16 protein-coding genes are annotated in these 13,709 nt (G+C 71.2%); 8 read left to right on the top strand and 8 right to left on the bottom strand.

Features of this window, described 5'->3' with window-relative positions; translation table 11 throughout:
- A complete protein-coding gene (locus tag DEJ09_RS09860; protein WP_258373856.1) occupies positions 1 to 1,044 on the top strand; it encodes a YdcF family protein in 1,044 nt (347 codons plus the stop codon).
- Positions 1,045 to 1,054: 10 nt separating this feature from the next.
- The gene (soxR, locus tag DEJ09_RS09855; RefSeq protein WP_111088370.1) at positions 1,055 to 1,603 is read left to right on the top strand and encodes a redox-sensitive transcriptional activator SoxR; all 549 of its coding nucleotides are present in this window, start codon (positions 1,055 to 1,057) and stop codon (positions 1,601 to 1,603) included.
- On the opposite strand, the gene DEJ09_RS09850 is transcribed toward soxR, so the two are convergent.
- The gene (locus DEJ09_RS09850) at positions 1,600 to 2,040 is read right to left on the bottom strand and encodes a MarR family winged helix-turn-helix transcriptional regulator (protein ID WP_216852147.1); all 441 of its coding nucleotides are present in this window, start codon (positions 2,038 to 2,040) and stop codon (positions 1,600 to 1,602) included. The two genes, soxR and DEJ09_RS09850, sit on opposite strands and share 4 nt — an antisense overlap.
- Positions 2,041 to 2,086: 46 nt before the next feature.
- On the opposite strand from DEJ09_RS09850, the gene DEJ09_RS09845 reads away from it, so the two are divergent.
- Positions 2,087 to 3,340: a multidrug effflux MFS transporter gene (locus DEJ09_RS09845; RefSeq protein ID WP_111088368.1), complete on the top strand. Its 1,254-nt coding sequence runs from the start codon at positions 2,087 to 2,089 to the stop codon at positions 3,338 to 3,340.
- A gap of 160 nt (positions 3,341 to 3,500) precedes the next feature.
- Here DEJ09_RS09845 and DEJ09_RS09840 read toward each other — a convergent pair whose 3' ends face one another.
- The gene (locus DEJ09_RS09840) at positions 3,501 to 4,208 is read right to left on the bottom strand and encodes a phosphatase PAP2 family protein (protein ID WP_181433323.1); all 708 of its coding nucleotides are present in this window, start codon (positions 4,206 to 4,208) and stop codon (positions 3,501 to 3,503) included.
- A gap of 98 nt (positions 4,209 to 4,306) precedes the next feature.
- On the opposite strand from DEJ09_RS09840, the gene poxB reads away from it, so the two are divergent.
- Positions 4,307 to 6,031, top strand: a complete 1,725-nt coding sequence (poxB, locus tag DEJ09_RS09835; RefSeq protein WP_111039725.1) for a ubiquinone-dependent pyruvate dehydrogenase — start codon at positions 4,307 to 4,309, stop codon at positions 6,029 to 6,031.
- Positions 6,032 to 6,097: 66 nt separating this feature from the next.
- Here the strand turns inward: poxB and DEJ09_RS09830 are convergent, their stop codons facing one another.
- Complete coding sequence (locus DEJ09_RS09830; RefSeq protein ID WP_111088364.1) at positions 6,098 to 6,781, bottom strand: SDR family NAD(P)-dependent oxidoreductase; 684 nt, start codon at positions 6,779 to 6,781, stop codon at positions 6,098 to 6,100.
- A gap of 101 nt (positions 6,782 to 6,882) precedes the next feature.
- Here DEJ09_RS09830 and DEJ09_RS09825 point away from each other — a divergent pair, with 101 nt between their 5' ends.
- Positions 6,883 to 7,725 (top strand): helix-turn-helix transcriptional regulator, encoded by an 843-nt coding sequence (locus DEJ09_RS09825; protein WP_111088363.1) that lies wholly within the window; start codon positions 6,883 to 6,885, stop codon positions 7,723 to 7,725.
- 44 nt (positions 7,726 to 7,769) lie between these two features.
- Here the strand turns inward: DEJ09_RS09825 and DEJ09_RS09820 are convergent, their stop codons facing one another.
- Both DEJ09_RS09820 and DEJ09_RS09815 read right to left on the bottom strand, forming a co-directional pair.
- A complete protein-coding gene (locus tag DEJ09_RS09820; RefSeq protein ID WP_111088361.1) occupies positions 7,770 to 8,717 on the bottom strand; it encodes a hypothetical protein in 948 nt (315 codons plus the stop codon).
- On the bottom strand, positions 8,714 to 9,064 hold the full coding sequence (locus DEJ09_RS09815) for a PadR family transcriptional regulator (RefSeq protein WP_111088359.1): 351 nt from the start codon (positions 9,062 to 9,064) through the stop codon (positions 8,714 to 8,716). The genes DEJ09_RS09820 and DEJ09_RS09815 overlap by 4 nt, the downstream gene beginning before the upstream one ends.
- A gap of 211 nt (positions 9,065 to 9,275) precedes the next feature.
- On the opposite strand from DEJ09_RS09815, the gene DEJ09_RS09810 reads away from it, so the two are divergent.
- The 3 genes from DEJ09_RS09810 (at position 9,276) to DEJ09_RS09800 (ending at position 12,293) form a co-directional block, all read left to right on the top strand.
- Positions 9,276 to 10,787 carry a putative Ig domain-containing protein gene (locus DEJ09_RS09810; protein WP_111088357.1) on the top strand — a complete coding sequence of 504 codons (1,512 nt, stop codon included), beginning with the start codon at positions 9,276 to 9,278 and terminating at the stop codon, positions 10,785 to 10,787.
- Positions 10,788 to 10,974: 187 nt separating this feature from the next.
- Complete coding sequence (locus DEJ09_RS09805) at positions 10,975 to 11,772, top strand: L-threonylcarbamoyladenylate synthase (RefSeq protein ID WP_111088355.1); 798 nt, start codon at positions 10,975 to 10,977, stop codon at positions 11,770 to 11,772.
- Between the two features lie 20 nt (positions 11,773 to 11,792).
- Entirely contained in the window at positions 11,793 to 12,293 is a 501-nt protein-coding gene (locus DEJ09_RS09800) for a hypothetical protein (protein WP_258373855.1), read from the top strand.
- A gap of 51 nt (positions 12,294 to 12,344) precedes the next feature.
- Here the strand turns inward: DEJ09_RS09800 and DEJ09_RS09795 are convergent, their stop codons facing one another.
- The 3 genes from DEJ09_RS09795 to DEJ09_RS09785 are packed head-to-tail and all read right to left on the bottom strand — an operon-like array spanning position 12,345 to position 13,672.
- The gene (locus DEJ09_RS09795) at positions 12,345 to 12,764 is read right to left on the bottom strand and encodes a Rid family hydrolase (RefSeq protein WP_111088353.1); all 420 of its coding nucleotides are present in this window, start codon (positions 12,762 to 12,764) and stop codon (positions 12,345 to 12,347) included.
- 42 nt (positions 12,765 to 12,806) lie between these two features.
- Positions 12,807 to 13,481 carry a hypothetical protein gene (locus DEJ09_RS09790; protein ID WP_111088351.1) on the bottom strand — a complete coding sequence of 225 codons (675 nt, stop codon included), beginning with the start codon at positions 13,479 to 13,481 and terminating at the stop codon, positions 12,807 to 12,809.
- Positions 13,478 to 13,672: a hypothetical protein gene (locus DEJ09_RS09785; RefSeq protein ID WP_071404793.1), complete on the bottom strand. Its 195-nt coding sequence runs from the start codon at positions 13,670 to 13,672 to the stop codon at positions 13,478 to 13,480. The genes DEJ09_RS09790 and DEJ09_RS09785 overlap by 4 nt, the downstream gene beginning before the upstream one ends.
- Positions 13,673 to 13,709: the final 37 nt, after the last annotated feature.

Below are 13,709 nucleotides of genomic sequence, written 5' to 3'. Positions count from 1 at the left end.
GTGCTCGGGCTGGGCGCCGCTCCCGTCTTCGCCCTGCTGTTCCTGGTGCTGTACGTCCTGGGGCGGCGACGGGACCCGCGGATGCTCCGCAACGGGGTGTTCCTGACGGCGGCCGTGCTGTTCGGGCTCGCGACGGTCGTGGCCGTGCTGACCAGGGTGGACCCCGGGTTCAGCCTGCTCGTCGCCGTGGTGCTGCTGCTCGTGCCGCTCGCCGTGGTGGTGCTGGGCGTCGCCCTGGTCGCGAACGGCCTGCAGATGCTCCGGGCCGAGGGGCGCAGCGTCGGCAACCTGCTGTCGCTCGCCGCCGGGGTGGCGGTGTTCGTGCTGCCGGCGGTCGCCATCGCCCTGCTCGTCTCGGGCAGCGGTGAGGGCTTCACGCTGTGGGACGGCACGAAGATCGCCGTCGCCGTCCTGATGGTGTTCGTCTGCGGGTACTTCGCGCTGTCGCTGGTCGCGTTCGCCCTGTACTCCGTGGTCTACGGGCGGACGCGGCACGGCATCGTCCCCGACACGATCGTGGTCCTCGGCTCCGGGCTCGTGCACGGCGAGGTCCCACCGCTGCTGCAGAGCCGGCTCGACCGGGCGCTCGGCGTCTACCGGGCCGAACGGGCCGCCGGACGCCGACCGCTCCTCGTGCCGTCCGGCGGACAGGGCGACGACGAACCCCGCCCCGAGGGCACCGCGATGGCCGAGTACCTGGTGGCGCACGGTGCCGACGCGGACGACGTCGTGGCGGAGACCGCGTCGCGGAACACCCGCGAGAACCTCCGGTTCTCGCGGGACGTGCAGACGGCCGCCGGCCGGGACGGCCAGATGGTCGTGGTCACGAACAACTACCACGTCCTGCGGGCCGCGACCCTGGCCCGTCGCCTCGACCTGCCGGCCCAGGTCGTCGGCGCGCGCACGGCGGCGTACTACGTCCCGAGTGCGTTCCTGCGGGAGTTCGCCGCGGTGATCGTCGAGCACCGCTGGCTCAACGTGGTCGCCTGCACGCCGTTCGTACTGTTCACCGGGTTCCTGCTCTGGGAGTCGTTCCAGCAGTAGGATCTCCACCATGGTCGAGATCCCGGCGCCGCGGCCGACCGACCTGCTGCCCATCGGCGAGATCGTGCGCCGCACGGGCGTCGCCGCCTCGGCCCTGCACTTCTACGAGCGCAAGGGGCTGATCCACCCGGAGCGCACCGACGGTGGCACGCGGATGTACCCGCGGCACGTCGAACGGCGGATCGCGATCATCCAGGTGGCCAAGCGCCTCGGCATCCCACTCAGCGAGGTCGCCGAGCAGTTCGAGGCCCTGCCCGCCGACCGGATGCCCTCGCTGCGCGACTGGAACCGGTTGAACGAGCGGTGGCGCGCACGACTGCGGGCCCGCCAGCTCGAGCTCGAGCGCCTGCAGCAGGAGATGACACAGTGCATCGGCTGCGGGTGCGTCTCGCTCGGAGCGTGTTCGGTCGTGAACCCCGGTGATGCCCTGGGCGACGAGGGGCACGGCGCGCGTCGCCTGCTGCCGATCCAGGACGAGGCGGCCGACGATGCCGACGCCGCTGCCGCTGCCGCTGCCGCTGCCGCTGCCGCTGCCGCTGCCGAGGACGCTGTCGCCTAGCCCGCGCGCAGTCCGTCGTCGATCCGCTGCAGCAGTTCCAGCGCCTCGACCGCACCCCGTTCGTCGCCACCGAGGGCCGTGCGGAGCTTGCCCGACCAGTGCCGGTAGAGCCGGTCGACGCTCTCCTGGGCCAGGGCGGTCGAGTGCAGCTGCACGGTCCGGGCGTCCGCCGGGTCCTGGCGCCGCTCGACCATGCCCTTCGCCACGAGCGACCGGAGCGCGACGCTGAGGTTGCTGCGCTGCAGGGCCGTCGCCTCGGCGGTGGCACTGGGCGAGGTGCCGGGGTTGCGGTTGATCCAGCGCATGACGAGCGCCTCGGTGCCGGTCAGCGGCACGATGTCGAGGGTCTCCGAGCCGTGCGGGTCGATGTCGCGCGCGATCCGGAGCAGGACGTCCGCGAACTCGGCGAGGACGTGGTCGGACACGGCGGAGTGCATGACCGTACTGTACCGATCTCGGGCGATGAGTTATGCTTTCATAACAATGACCACGGACACCGGAACCATCCGCGCGACGATCGCGACACCCACGACCAAGCAGCAGGGCATCACGACCGCGCTGCTCCTGGTGCTCGGCCTGCTCAGTGCCGTCGCCCCCTTCGCCACCGACCTGTACCTGCCGGCGTTCCCGCAGATGACCACCGAGCTCGGGGCGAGCGCCACCGCCGTCCAGCTCACCCTGACCGCGTTCCTGGTGGGCGTGACCGCGGGCCAGCTCGTGTTCGGTCCGCTGTCCGACCGGTTCGGCCGCGTGCCACCGCTCATCGCCGGTGCCGCGGTGTGCGTGCTCGCCAGCATCGCCGCGGTGCTCGCGCCGAACATCGGCGTGCTCATCGCGGCCCGCCTGCTGCAGGGCCTCGGCGGTGCGGCCGGCATGGTGATCAGCCGTGCGGTCATCTCCGACCTGGCGACCGGCAAGTCCGCCGCCCGCGCGTTCTCGCTCATGATGATCGTCGGCGGGGTCGCCCCGGTCGTCGCACCGCTGCTCGGCGGCCTGCTCACCGGTCCGATCGGCTGGCGCGGCCTGCTCTCGATCGTGCTCGGCCTGTCGATCGTCATGCTCATCGCGGTCCTCGCCGTGATCCGCGAGACCCACCTGAAGGAACACCGCGACGCCCTGCGCGAGGAACGCCGTGGCTCGGGCTCGGCCCTGCGTGCCCTGCGCTCCCGCACGTTCCTCGGCTACACCGCGGTGTTCGGCTTCGCGTTCGCCGTGATGATGGCCTACATCTCCGCGTCGCCGTTCCTGTACCAGGACATGATCGGCTTCGGCACGGTCGGCTACGGCCTGGCCTTCGGGCTGAACGCCCTGGCGCTGATGGGCGTCAGCATCCTGTCCGCCAAGCTCACCGCGACCCGTTCGGTCACGGGCGTGCTGTCGCTCGGCATCGTGCTGGTGCTCGCGTCGACCGTGGCGTTCGCGCTGCTCGTCGTCTCCGGGGCGCCGGTCATCTGGCTCGCCGTGCCGCTGTTCACCGCGGTCGGCTCGCTCGGCCTGGTGCTCGGCAACGCCACGGCACTCGCCCTCGGTGCCGTGCCCTCGGCCGCCGGCAGCGCCTCGGCCGTGCTCGGTGCCCTGCAGTTCGGGCTCGCGGCGCTCGTGTCCCCGCTCGTCAGCATCGGCGGCTCGGACACCGCGGCGCCGCTGGCGATCGTGATGCTCGCAGCCGCCGTGGTGGCCGTCGTGGCGCTGCTCGCGGCGCGGGGCCGGACCAGCCGGACCAGCACGCTCAGCTGACCCGGAAGGACACCGGCCGCTGGCCCGGAACGGCACCGCCTGCTGACGCGGAACGACACCCGCCGCTGACGTGGAACGACACTGTCGACGTCGCCCGACATCGACAGTGTCGTTCCGCGTCGACCAGACCGCCCCCGACCCGGCCCCAACCAGCCCGGCGTCAGCCCCGCCCCGGCCGCAGGAACGGCACCCGCGGCATGAGCCAGTCGACCCACACCACCCGCACCCCCGGCGCCACGGCGAGCGCCCACAGGATCGAGGCAGCGGCGTCGGTCGGGTAGTGGACCGCGTCGATCGACACCGCGAAGAACACGATCACGATGGCCACGACCCCGAGCGTCAGGGCGAGCCGGTGCCACCGGGTCTCGCGGAGCAGCCAGATCAGGGCGATGACGAACGCCGTGATGTAGACCGTGTGCCCGCTCGGGTACCCGGGGTCGGGCTGCACGGGGAACGGGTGCGGCAGCACGGCGACGTCGGGCCGGGCGCGGTGCACGATCTCCTTGACGATCGCGGACGGCACCCAGGTGATCGCGATGGTGCCGCCGAACGCCAGGGCCGGGCGCAGGTCGCGCGTGCGCCACCAGATCACGGCGACGACGACGACCGTGATCCCGATCGCCGGTGCCGGACTGATCACGTGGTAGACCGCCGTGCTGAACGCCCCGATGAACCCGGTGTGCAGCGCGTTGAGGTCCTTGGACAGCCCGAGGTCCACGGTGCCGAGGGTGAACCCGACGATGGTGATGACGACGACCGCGATGACGGCGATCGCCACCGAGACGAGCGGGTACGGCGAGCGCTCGAGGATCCCGTACGCGGCGGGCTCCCGTCGGCGGGGACGGAGGAGCGGCGCGTCGTCGGTCATCCCGCCATCGTCGCAGTCCGACCCCGGCATCCCAGGGCGAGTGAGCCTCACAAAACTCCGAAAGCGTTCAGCGCGGCGGTCGGGAGTAGACAGGACGCATGCCAACCGTTGCCGAGAACATCGTCGCCACCCTCCGCGCCAACGACATCCACCGGGTCTACGGCCTGCCCGGGGACTCCCTGAACGGCTTCACCGACGCCCTGCGCAAGGACGGCACGATGCGGTGGGAGCACGTCCGGCACGAGGAGGCGGCCGCGTTCGCCGCCTCTGCCGAGGCCGCCCTGACCGGTGACCTGACCGTCTGCGCCGGCAGCTGCGGGCCCGGCAACCTGCACCTGATCAACGGCCTGTACGACGCGAATCGTTCGCGGGTGCCGGTGCTGGCGATCGCCGCCCACATCCCCACGGCCGAGATCGGCTCCGGTTACTTCCAGGAGACGCACCCGCAGGAGCTGTTCCGCGAGTGCTCCGTCTACGTCGAGTACGTCGCCGACCCCGTCCAGATGCCCCGCCTGCTCGAGATCGCGATGCGCGAGGCGATCGAGAAGCGCGGCGTCGCCGTGCTCGTGATCCCGGGCGACGTGCTGCTCGCCGAGGCGAAGGACGACCGCACCACCCGCATCGAGCGGGCCACCCCGCGCATCGTGCCGAGCGAGGCCGAGCTGCAGCGCACCGCCGACCTGCTGAACGGTGCCGACCGGATCACCATCCTGGCCGGAGCCGGCGTCGCGGACGCCCACGACGAGGTCGTCGCCCTGGCCGAGCGGCTGCAGGCCCCGATCGTGCACGCGCTGCGTGGCAAGGAGTACATCGAGTACGACAACCCGTACGACGTCGGCATGACGGGGCTGCTCGGCTTCGCGTCCGGGTACCGCGCGATGGAGGACGCCGACGTCGTGCTCATGCTCGGCACCGACTTCCCGTACCAGCAGTTCTTCCCGGCCAAGGCGAAGCACGTGCAGGTCGACATCCGCGGTTCGCAGCTCGGCCGCCGGCACCCCGTCGACATCGGCCTGGTCGGCACCGTCAAGGACACCGCACTCGCACTCATCCCGCTGCTGACCGGCTCGCACCCGACGAAGCACCTCGAGGACTCCCTGAAGCACTACCGGAAGACCCGCGAGAAGCTCGACGACCTGGCGGTCCCCGCCGGGAAGAAGAAGCCGCTGCACCCGCAGTACGTCGCCCGGGTGCTCGACCGGCTCGCCGCCGAGGACGCCGTCTTCATCCCCGACGTCGGCTCCCCCGTCGTCTGGGCCTCGCGCTACCTCACCATGAACGGCAAGCGTCGGCTGATCGGCTCGTTCGTGCACGGCACGATGGCGAACGCCGTCCCGCAGGCGATCGGTGCGCAGACCGCGTTCCCGGACCGGCAGGTGATCGCCCTGGCCGGTGACGGCGGGCTGACGATGCTCCTCGGTGAGCTCATCACGATCGTGCAGAACAAGCTGCCGGTGAAGATCGTCGTGTTCGACAACTCGTCGCTCAACTTCGTCGAGCTCGAGATGAAGGCCGCCGGCTTCGTGAACTACGGCACCGAGCTGCAGAACCCGGACTTCGCCGCCGTCGCCGAGGCGATCGGCATCAAGGGCTTCCACGTCGACGTGTCCGACGACTTCGAGGACGCGATGGCCGCCGCGCTCGCGCACGACGGCCCCGCACTCGTGTCGGTCCGCGCGAACCGCCAGGAGCTCTCCATGCCCCCGGCGGTCACGCTCGAGCAGGCGAAGGGCTTCACGCTCTACGCCATCCGCACGGTGCTGTCGGGTCGCGGCGACGAGCTGCTGGACCTCGCGTCCACCAACGCGCGGCAGCTGCTGTAGACGCGAGCGGATGACGGCCTGGAGGCGCGGTGCCAGCTGGCACCGCGCCTCCAGGCCGCCTTTTCGTCACCACCCGAGCGTCTGGCCGTCCTCCAGGAACACGCCGGTGGGGCCCTCCGGGCCCGCGCTCGCGGCGGCCGCGATCGTCGCGGCGCTGACCTCGACGGGGCGACCGTGCGGGTTCGGCATGCCACCGAACTCGGTGGCCGTGTAGCCGGGCTCGATCGCGACGAAGTGCACCTCGGGCACGACGCGGGCGTACTGCACGGTCAGCATCGAGACGGCGGCCTTGGACGCGCCGTAGACGACCGCCGGCACGGTGAACGCCGGCTTCGACGGGTCGTGGGTGGCGGTGAAGGAGCCGAGCGCGCTCGACAGGTTCACCACGATCGGGTTCGCGGAGCGACGCAGGAGCGGCAGCGCGGCCTCGGTCGCGCGGATCGTGCCGACGGCGTTCGTGTCGAAGACGGCGAGCGCCTCGGGCCCGCTCTGTCCCCAGACCGCGATGCCGGCGTTGTTGACCAGCACGTCGAGTCCGCCGTTCGCGTCGACGTGGGCGAAGGCCGCGGCGACCGAGCCGTCGTCGCGGACGTCGAGCTGGACGGAGCGGGCGCCGATCTCGGCGGCGACCGCGGCGCCCTGGTCGGCGTCACGGGCCCCGATCCAGACGGTGTGGCCCGCCTCGACGAGCTGGCGGGCGGTTTCCTTGCCGAGGCCGCGGGTGGCCCCGGTGATGAGTGTCGTTGTCATGGGTCCAGCGTCACGCTCGGCGACGACCGCAGGGAGTCGCCCGGTTGTCGTAGGACCGGTAGGGCCAGGACCCGGTCGACCGTCGCGCGCAGACTGGGGACATGGCGGACACGGACTTCGGGCACACCCTGCGGCGGCTGCGCGACCACGTCTCCCCCGAGGCGGCGGGAGTGGTCGTCGGGCCCCGTCGGCGTGCTTCCGGTCTGCGCCGAGAGGAACTGGCCGGGCTGGCGGGGATCTCCGCCGACTACCTGACCCGGCTCGAGCAGGGGCGGGCGACCTCGCCGTCCGCCCAGGTCGTCGAGGCGCTCGCGAGGGCGCTTCGTGTCGCTGATGCCGACCGCGAGCTGCTCTACCGGCTCGCCGGGCACGCGGTCCCCGGCGCCGACGTGGTGCCGTCGAGGATCCCGCCGAGCGTGCAGCGACTGCTCGACCGCCTGGCGGACACCCCGGTCGCGGTGCTCGACGCCGCGGGGAACCTGCTCGTCGCCAATGCCCCGTACGACGCACTGATGGGGCCGATCGGGGCCCTGCGCGGGAACGACCGGAACACCGCGTGGCGGCACTTGGTCGGATCCGGCAGCCGCGCCGTGCACACGCACGAGGAGCAGGCGGCGTTCGAGGCGAACCTGGTGGCTGGACTCCGGATGACCGCGGCGCGCTACCCGCTCGATCGCCAGCTGCAGCAGCTCGTGCGGGAACTGCGGTCGGCGAGCCCGCGGTTCGTCGAGCTGTGGGACTCCGGCGCGACCGCGCTCGGCGAGACCGCCCGCCGGAAGGTGATCGACCACCCGGACGTCGGGCTGATCACGCTCGACTGCGACACCCTGGTCGTCGGGCCGGAGGACCTGCGGATCCTGGCGTACACGGCCGAGCCCGGATCGGTGGACGCGGAGCGTCTGACCCTGGCGATCGTGGTGGGGACGCAGTCGTTGGTGGAGTGAGGCGGGGTTCGATTTCTGTGTGCCCCGACTCCGACGCGGCCGGACTAGTGAGCGGGCCGCGAACGTTTCCGTGGTGGGAGCGCAAGGGAACCACGACTGTGGAGGACGAGCAGGACCAGCCCGAGGGCCACCGGGAGTGCCACCAACTCGACGGACCCGCTCCCGACGTCGATCGCGCGGACTTCGTTCACTGCGAGCGCCCCGACGTACGGGACGAGACTCAGGACGATCGTGAACGCTGTCCGCCACCACCGCATGATCGCGAGGACGACGGCGCTGATCTCGAGCACTGCCGTCCCGTACCAGGCGTAGAGGTTCCCGTCCCACAGGGACCGGCTGTACTGCCACTGTCCGGGATCGCTGACGCTGCAGTAGCTGAGGGCGCCGAGCAGGAACCACCCGACGGCTGCTGCCGCGGTGTGCTGGGAGCGGTGCGGGCGCCCGAGGACCGCGACGACCGCACACGCGCTGAGCAGGAGCAAAGTCGCCCGGTCGACACTCCAGACGCCCGGGTACCGGTTCAGGAGGTACGGCGACACGGTCCCGAGCAGCACGGACACCAGGAGGACGACGCGCCCGACGTTCCACCGGCCGGAGAGCGCAGCGACGAGGGCGATCACCCAGAGCGCCGCGAACACGAAGCCCGTGTCGCGGAAGGGTCCGACCTGCACCATCGATCCCGGAGCCGGGTTGCCGGTGATCCACGGCGCCCAACTCGAGAACAGGAACTCGGCGAGAGCAAGCCCGGTGCCGAGGGTCAAGGCCACCGTGCTCGCGGGGTTCCGCACATCGGCCACCACGAGCCCGTCGAGCCGCAGGCCCACGCCGTGCTCAGCGATGGCCCGACGTTCCTGGCGGGTCGGACGCTCTCGGCCTTCGCCCTCGGCGACGTCGAGGAGTGTCCCGACGAGCGCGTCGGCGTTCGCGGACCGCCACGCAGCCGGGTACCAGGCGAGCAGTCGCCGGTACCGAGCTTCGAGTTCGGCACTCATGCTCCGGCAACCTTGCCGGAGATGCTCGACGTGCGCGGCAGACGGTCACGCACCGCGCGCAGCCTGACCTCGAGTCGCTCGGTCTCCAGCGCGAGCCGCTGTTCGCCCTGGGTGGTGAGGGCGAAGTAGCGCCGGAGACGCCCCCCAACGACTTCGTCTCCGGCGCCGGTCACCAGTCCGTCCTGTTCGAGACGTTCCAGTGTCTTGTACAGCGTCGTCACCGGCAGGCTGACGTCGCCCTCCGTGAGCTCGGTGACGGCCTGGATGATGCCGTACCCGTGGAGCCGTACCCGGGCGAGGGTGGTCATGACCCAGAACGCCGGCTCTCGCAACTCTGCTGTTCGCATGGTGAGACCATATGCCCGAAATGGGAATATTTCCACCTCTCCAGATGAGCGCTGCGACGACTGCGGCGCGATGCCGCTCCCCCACTTCGCGGGTGATGCCCGCCCTCGGGCTCAAAGACGCCTCACAGGTTGGCTACGATCCGAGGGCGCCGGCTTCCGGCGATCGCACTCGTCCGGCCGTTGTCGGACGGCACACCCGAGGGGACAACCCGTGCCACACAGCACCGCAACACTCCGACGCGCATGCGCGATCGGCGCGACGATCGCCGTCATCGGCCTGAGCACCGGCTTCGGGGCGCTGTCTGCTTCGGCAGCAGAACTGCCGGACGCAGCACCGGCGAGCGCGTCGGCAAGTTCGACCGCGGTCCCCACCGAGGACACCGCGCCCGGAACCGGCACGGACACCGGCACCGGCACCGATGAGGAGACCGCAGCAGCGTCGCCCGACGCGACGACTCCTGTCGTCCCGGTTCCGGATGCCGCCGAGGACACGGAGGTGCCCGCGGACGAGACCACCGCGCCCAGCAGCGCTCCGGCCGCCCCGGCGACGTCTGCTCCCGCCGTCGCCGACCCCACCGCGACCATCGCCGGGGATGCGACCGTGGGCAGCACCCTCACCGCGACGGGGACGGGCTTCACCGGCACGCTCTCCTACGTGTGGACGGGTGATGGCACCACGCTCCCCGTCACGACCGAGTCCTACCTCGTCCTCCCTTCAGACGCCGGCAAGGTCATCGCCGTCACGATCACGGGCGATGACGACCAGACAGCAACGGCGTCGACCGCTGCGGTGACACAGGCCGCCTCGTTCCCCGAGGCGACCACCGAAGACGAGCCGGTCATGCTGTCCACGACGGCCGGGGAACGGTTCACCCACACGTTCGCCGCGGACGGGTTCCCGAAGCCGACGTACTCGGTGGAGTACTTCTCGCTCGACGACCCGTACGCCGACGAAACCGATCAAGACGAATCCGGTTACCTCCCCTACGGTCTGTCGCTCGACCACTCCACCGGGGTACTGTCCGGCACCTCTGACTACTCGGGCACGTACGCCTTCCGCATCGTCGCGACCAGCGGCACGACGACCGCATCGCAGTACGTGAACCTCACGACGGACGCCTCGACACCGCTCGGCGTGCGGGTGACGGCCGAGGACAAGGACACGTTCCTCACCGCTCATTCCACGAGCTGGGTCATCGAGCGCGACGGCACCGTCTGGACCTTCCAGAACGAGACCACGCCCGAGCCCGACGGCGGTTACAGCACCTTGGGCGTGGGCTTCGAGGGTGGGCAGCCGACCATCGACCAGGGCGGCACGCTCCTGGTCGGCGGGAGCCTCGTCGACCGTTTCGGCAACGAGGTCGACGGCGCCGACGGCTACCCGGCACCGTTCACGGTGACGTCCGACCACACCTCCGACGTCATCGTCCCGAACACCGACCCGTGGGCAGGTGCCGAAGTGACGTTCCCGCACGCGTCGACCCACGCCCTGACCGTGGCGTCGAGCAGCTTCGCGACGGCGTTCACGGTGGACGTCCGTCCGACCGCTTCGACGGTGGCGACCCCTGTCGCTCCGACGAGCGCGGTCTCCGCCGCCGTCCCGACCGGCCAGCTGGCATACACCGGGAGCGACGCGATGCACCTGCTGCCGTGGGCTGCGGGACTCGCGCTGACCGGCGTCGGCGTGATCGCGCTGCAGGCCCGTCGTCGGAAGCGATCCTGACCCACCACCGATGAACGACCGAGGGGCCCAGCGCGTGCTGGGCCCCTCGGCCGTTCACTGCGAGCCCGCCTGAACCCTTCGGAGAAGGCCCACAGGTCGGGTCCTTCGCCCTTGTCCGGCTCGGACGCCGTCCATAGGCTCCCGCTGTCAGACGATCGTCTGGCTCCAGAACGGGACGAGGACGGGCATGAACGACGACACGCAGGTCAGCATGAACCGGGTGCACTGGGACGGTGGCGTGCCGCGCAGTGCGGTGGACGCGCTGCTGCACGACGGCGGGCTGGCGGTGGTCCCGACCAAGGTCGGCTACATCCTGATGACCTCGGACCGCGCGGGTCTGGAGCGCAAGTTCGACGCGAAGGAACGCAACCGCAACAAGCCGGGCGTCGTGCTCGTGAGCTCGCTCGAGATGCTCCGGAGCATCGCGCAGCTCACCCCCGAGATCGACGCCCTGTACCAGCGGTGCTGGGACGAGGACGTCCTGCTCGGGTGCATCCTGCCCTGGAGTGACGAGGGCCGAGCGGCGTTGCCGGCGGACGGCTCCGACGAACTCATGATGGACACCCGTGGCACGTCCTGCTTCGTCATCAAGTTCGGCGTCCCCGGTGAGCTCGCCGCCCGCGAACTCTGGACCGAGCACGGCAAGTTCGCCTTCGCGAGCTCAGCCAACCCGTCGGGCACCGGCAACCGTGGCGTAGTGGACGGCATCGGCGAGCGCATCGCCGAGCGCGCCGACGTGATCGTCGAGGCGGACGACTACGTCGCGTCCATCCAGCCGGAGCAGAGTGCCGAGACCCGCTACGAGCAGGGCGTCATGGTGTCGATGGTCGACAGCACGGGGACCCTGATCCCGCTGCAGGACGGACGCCGATCGGTCGTCCCCGCACCGACGCTGATCCGCAAGGGGCTCGACGTCGACCGGATCATGGGGCTGCTCGCGGACACGTTCACGAGCTGGGACTACCGGCAGGGTGAGTACTACTGAGCCCGCACGAGAGGACTTCCGTGGGCCGGAGCCGCCTGTCGCGTGAGGACGCCTCGAGCCGCATCACCGCGTTCGTGTACGGCAACATCGTGATCCTCGGCACGATCGCACCCATGCTCCCGGACACCGCCGAGAGCGGTCGGGGGCTCTGGTACGTCCTCGCCACCGCGTTCTCGACCTTCCTCGCACACACCTTCGCCGAATCGGTCGGACGACGTGCGCGGAGCGACCACCGCCTCACCGGGGAGACCGTCCGCGCCGAGCTGCGAGATTCGCTGCCCATCCTCACCTCCGGTCTCCTGCCGGCTGCCGTCCTCGCCTACGCCTGGCTGACCGGCACGTCCGGGCTCGCGGCCGAGATCATCGCGATCGCGTACCTCGTGCTCCGGCTCGCGCTCCTCGGGCCCGTCGTGGCCAGGCTCCGCGGGGAGAACCCGTCCCCGCGGACGTTCGTGGCCGGCCTCGTCCTCGCGCTCGTCGGTGTCGGCATCGCCCTGGTCAAAGCAGGTCCGGGCTTCTGAGGCGAGCGTGCGCGAGGCGCGCGAGCGCGGGAACCTCGACACCTCGCGTCGTCACGTGGGCTGACCGTCCGCGACGGCCGCGACGGCTTCGATCTCGACCAGCTGGTCGTCGTAGCCGAACACCGTGACCCCGAGCAGGGTGCTCGGCACGTCGTGCGCGCCGAAGGCATCGCGCACCACCTGCCATGCGGCGACGAGGTCGGCCTGCCGTGAGGACGCCACGAGCACCCGGGTGCTCACGACGTCCTCGATGGACGCACCTGCGGCACGCAGCGCCTCCTGCATCGTCTCGATGCACCGGGCAGCCTGGCCCGCGTAGTCGCCGACCGCGACGGTGGACCCGTCCGCGGCGAGCGGGCAGGCCCCGGCGAGGAACACGAGCCGCGTCCCGGCCGGCACGGTGGACGCGTACGCGTACTGCGCCGCATCGCTCAGGACGTCGGACCGGATGAGACGGACAGCGCTGGCCATACCGGTCATCCTGCCAGCAGCGACGTTCGACCCTCGGCGGCGTCAGGCGCAGTACTCGTACGGCAACATCGCGACCGACCCCACCCAGATCGCCCCCACGGTGGTGCCGTCCGTCCCCAGCTGGAACGTCATGTAGCGCCCGTCGGCCTGCACGCTCCACATCGAGTACGGCCCCTGGTCCTCACCGTAGGTGCCGGTGTACTGCAGGTCCGGGTACGCGGAGCGCACCTCGGTCAGGGGCGCTCCGATGCCGATCCCGGCGTCGGTCTCGGGCGAGTTCGTCGTCACCGGGTCCGACCCCACCCCACCGATGGTCACCCCGGCGACCTTCCCGTCGCGGGGGATGACGATGAGCCCGGGGGCGTCGGATCGCTCCCAGAACGTCGTCTCCGGGCTGGCCGGGCACGCATCCGTACTCCGGGTGTAGGCGGCTGCCAGGTCGTCGATCTCGCCCTGCATCGGACCACCGAGGGCGATCGGTCCGACCTCCTCGGTCGAGATGGTCCACGTCGCGGGGTCCGACAGGCTGAAGGCCGTGTCCGTCTCGGTCGGGGTCGCAGTTGGGGTCGCAGTGTCGGGGTCAGCCGGCGCCTCCGGGGTCGCAGTCGCAGTCACGGTCCGGGTCGGCGTCGCAGCCGGTGAGCCGGAACAGGCGGTCAGCGCCATCGCTGCGATGAGCCCGAGGGCCACCCCGGCGGTCCGGGCGGTGCCGTTCACGCGGCCCCCGCCGCACTGCGCCGCTGCCGATCCGGTGGGAGCTGGGGGCCGGGTTGCTGCACGGTCCTCCAGCTGCCGATCCGCGGGTCGAGCCGGACGGCGTCACCGCACTCGTCGCAGTGCGCCGCTCCCGCCTCGCCGAGCAGGATCTTCGCGCCGTCGTGGACGAACGGGTTCGGGTTGCCGGGCATCGTCTGTTTCCCTCCGTCGGCGGATGTCGAAGGGTCC

Origin of the sequence: Curtobacterium sp. MCLR17_055 (assembly GCF_003234305.1) — a bacterium.
GTDB classification, from domain to species: Bacteria; Actinomycetota; Actinomycetes; order Actinomycetales; family Microbacteriaceae; genus Curtobacterium; species Curtobacterium flaccumfaciens.
This window is presented reverse-complemented; position numbering and strand designations above follow the sequence as displayed.

Coding starts and splice junctions, on each gene's coding strand:
- soxR (WP_111088370.1), top strand. CDS start 1,055: ATGGTCGAGATCCCGGCGCCGCGGCCGACCGACCTGCTGCCCATCGGC.
- DEJ09_RS09850 (WP_216852147.1), bottom strand. CDS start 2,040: ATGCACTCCGCCGTGTCCGACCACGTCCTCGCCGAGTTCGCGGACGTC.
- DEJ09_RS09845 (WP_111088368.1), top strand. CDS start 2,087: ATGACCACGGACACCGGAACCATCCGCGCGACGATCGCGACACCCACG.
- DEJ09_RS09840 (WP_181433323.1), bottom strand. CDS start 4,208: ATGACCGACGACGCGCCGCTCCTCCGTCCCCGCCGACGGGAGCCCGCC.
- poxB (WP_111039725.1), top strand. CDS start 4,307: ATGCCAACCGTTGCCGAGAACATCGTCGCCACCCTCCGCGCCAACGAC.
- DEJ09_RS09830 (WP_111088364.1), bottom strand. CDS start 6,781: ATGACAACGACACTCATCACCGGGGCCACCCGCGGCCTCGGCAAGGAA.
- DEJ09_RS09825 (WP_111088363.1), top strand. CDS start 6,883: ATGGCGGACACGGACTTCGGGCACACCCTGCGGCGGCTGCGCGACCAC.
- DEJ09_RS09820 (WP_111088361.1), bottom strand. CDS start 8,717: ATGAGTGCCGAACTCGAAGCTCGGTACCGGCGACTGCTCGCCTGGTAC.
- DEJ09_RS09815 (WP_111088359.1), bottom strand. CDS start 9,064: ATGCGAACAGCAGAGTTGCGAGAGCCGGCGTTCTGGGTCATGACCACC.
- DEJ09_RS09805 (WP_111088355.1), top strand. CDS start 10,975: ATGAACGACGACACGCAGGTCAGCATGAACCGGGTGCACTGGGACGGT.
- DEJ09_RS09795 (WP_111088353.1), bottom strand. CDS start 12,764: ATGGCCAGCGCTGTCCGTCTCATCCGGTCCGACGTCCTGAGCGATGCG.
- DEJ09_RS09785 (WP_071404793.1), bottom strand. CDS start 13,672: ATGCCCGGCAACCCGAACCCGTTCGTCCACGACGGCGCGAAGATCCTG.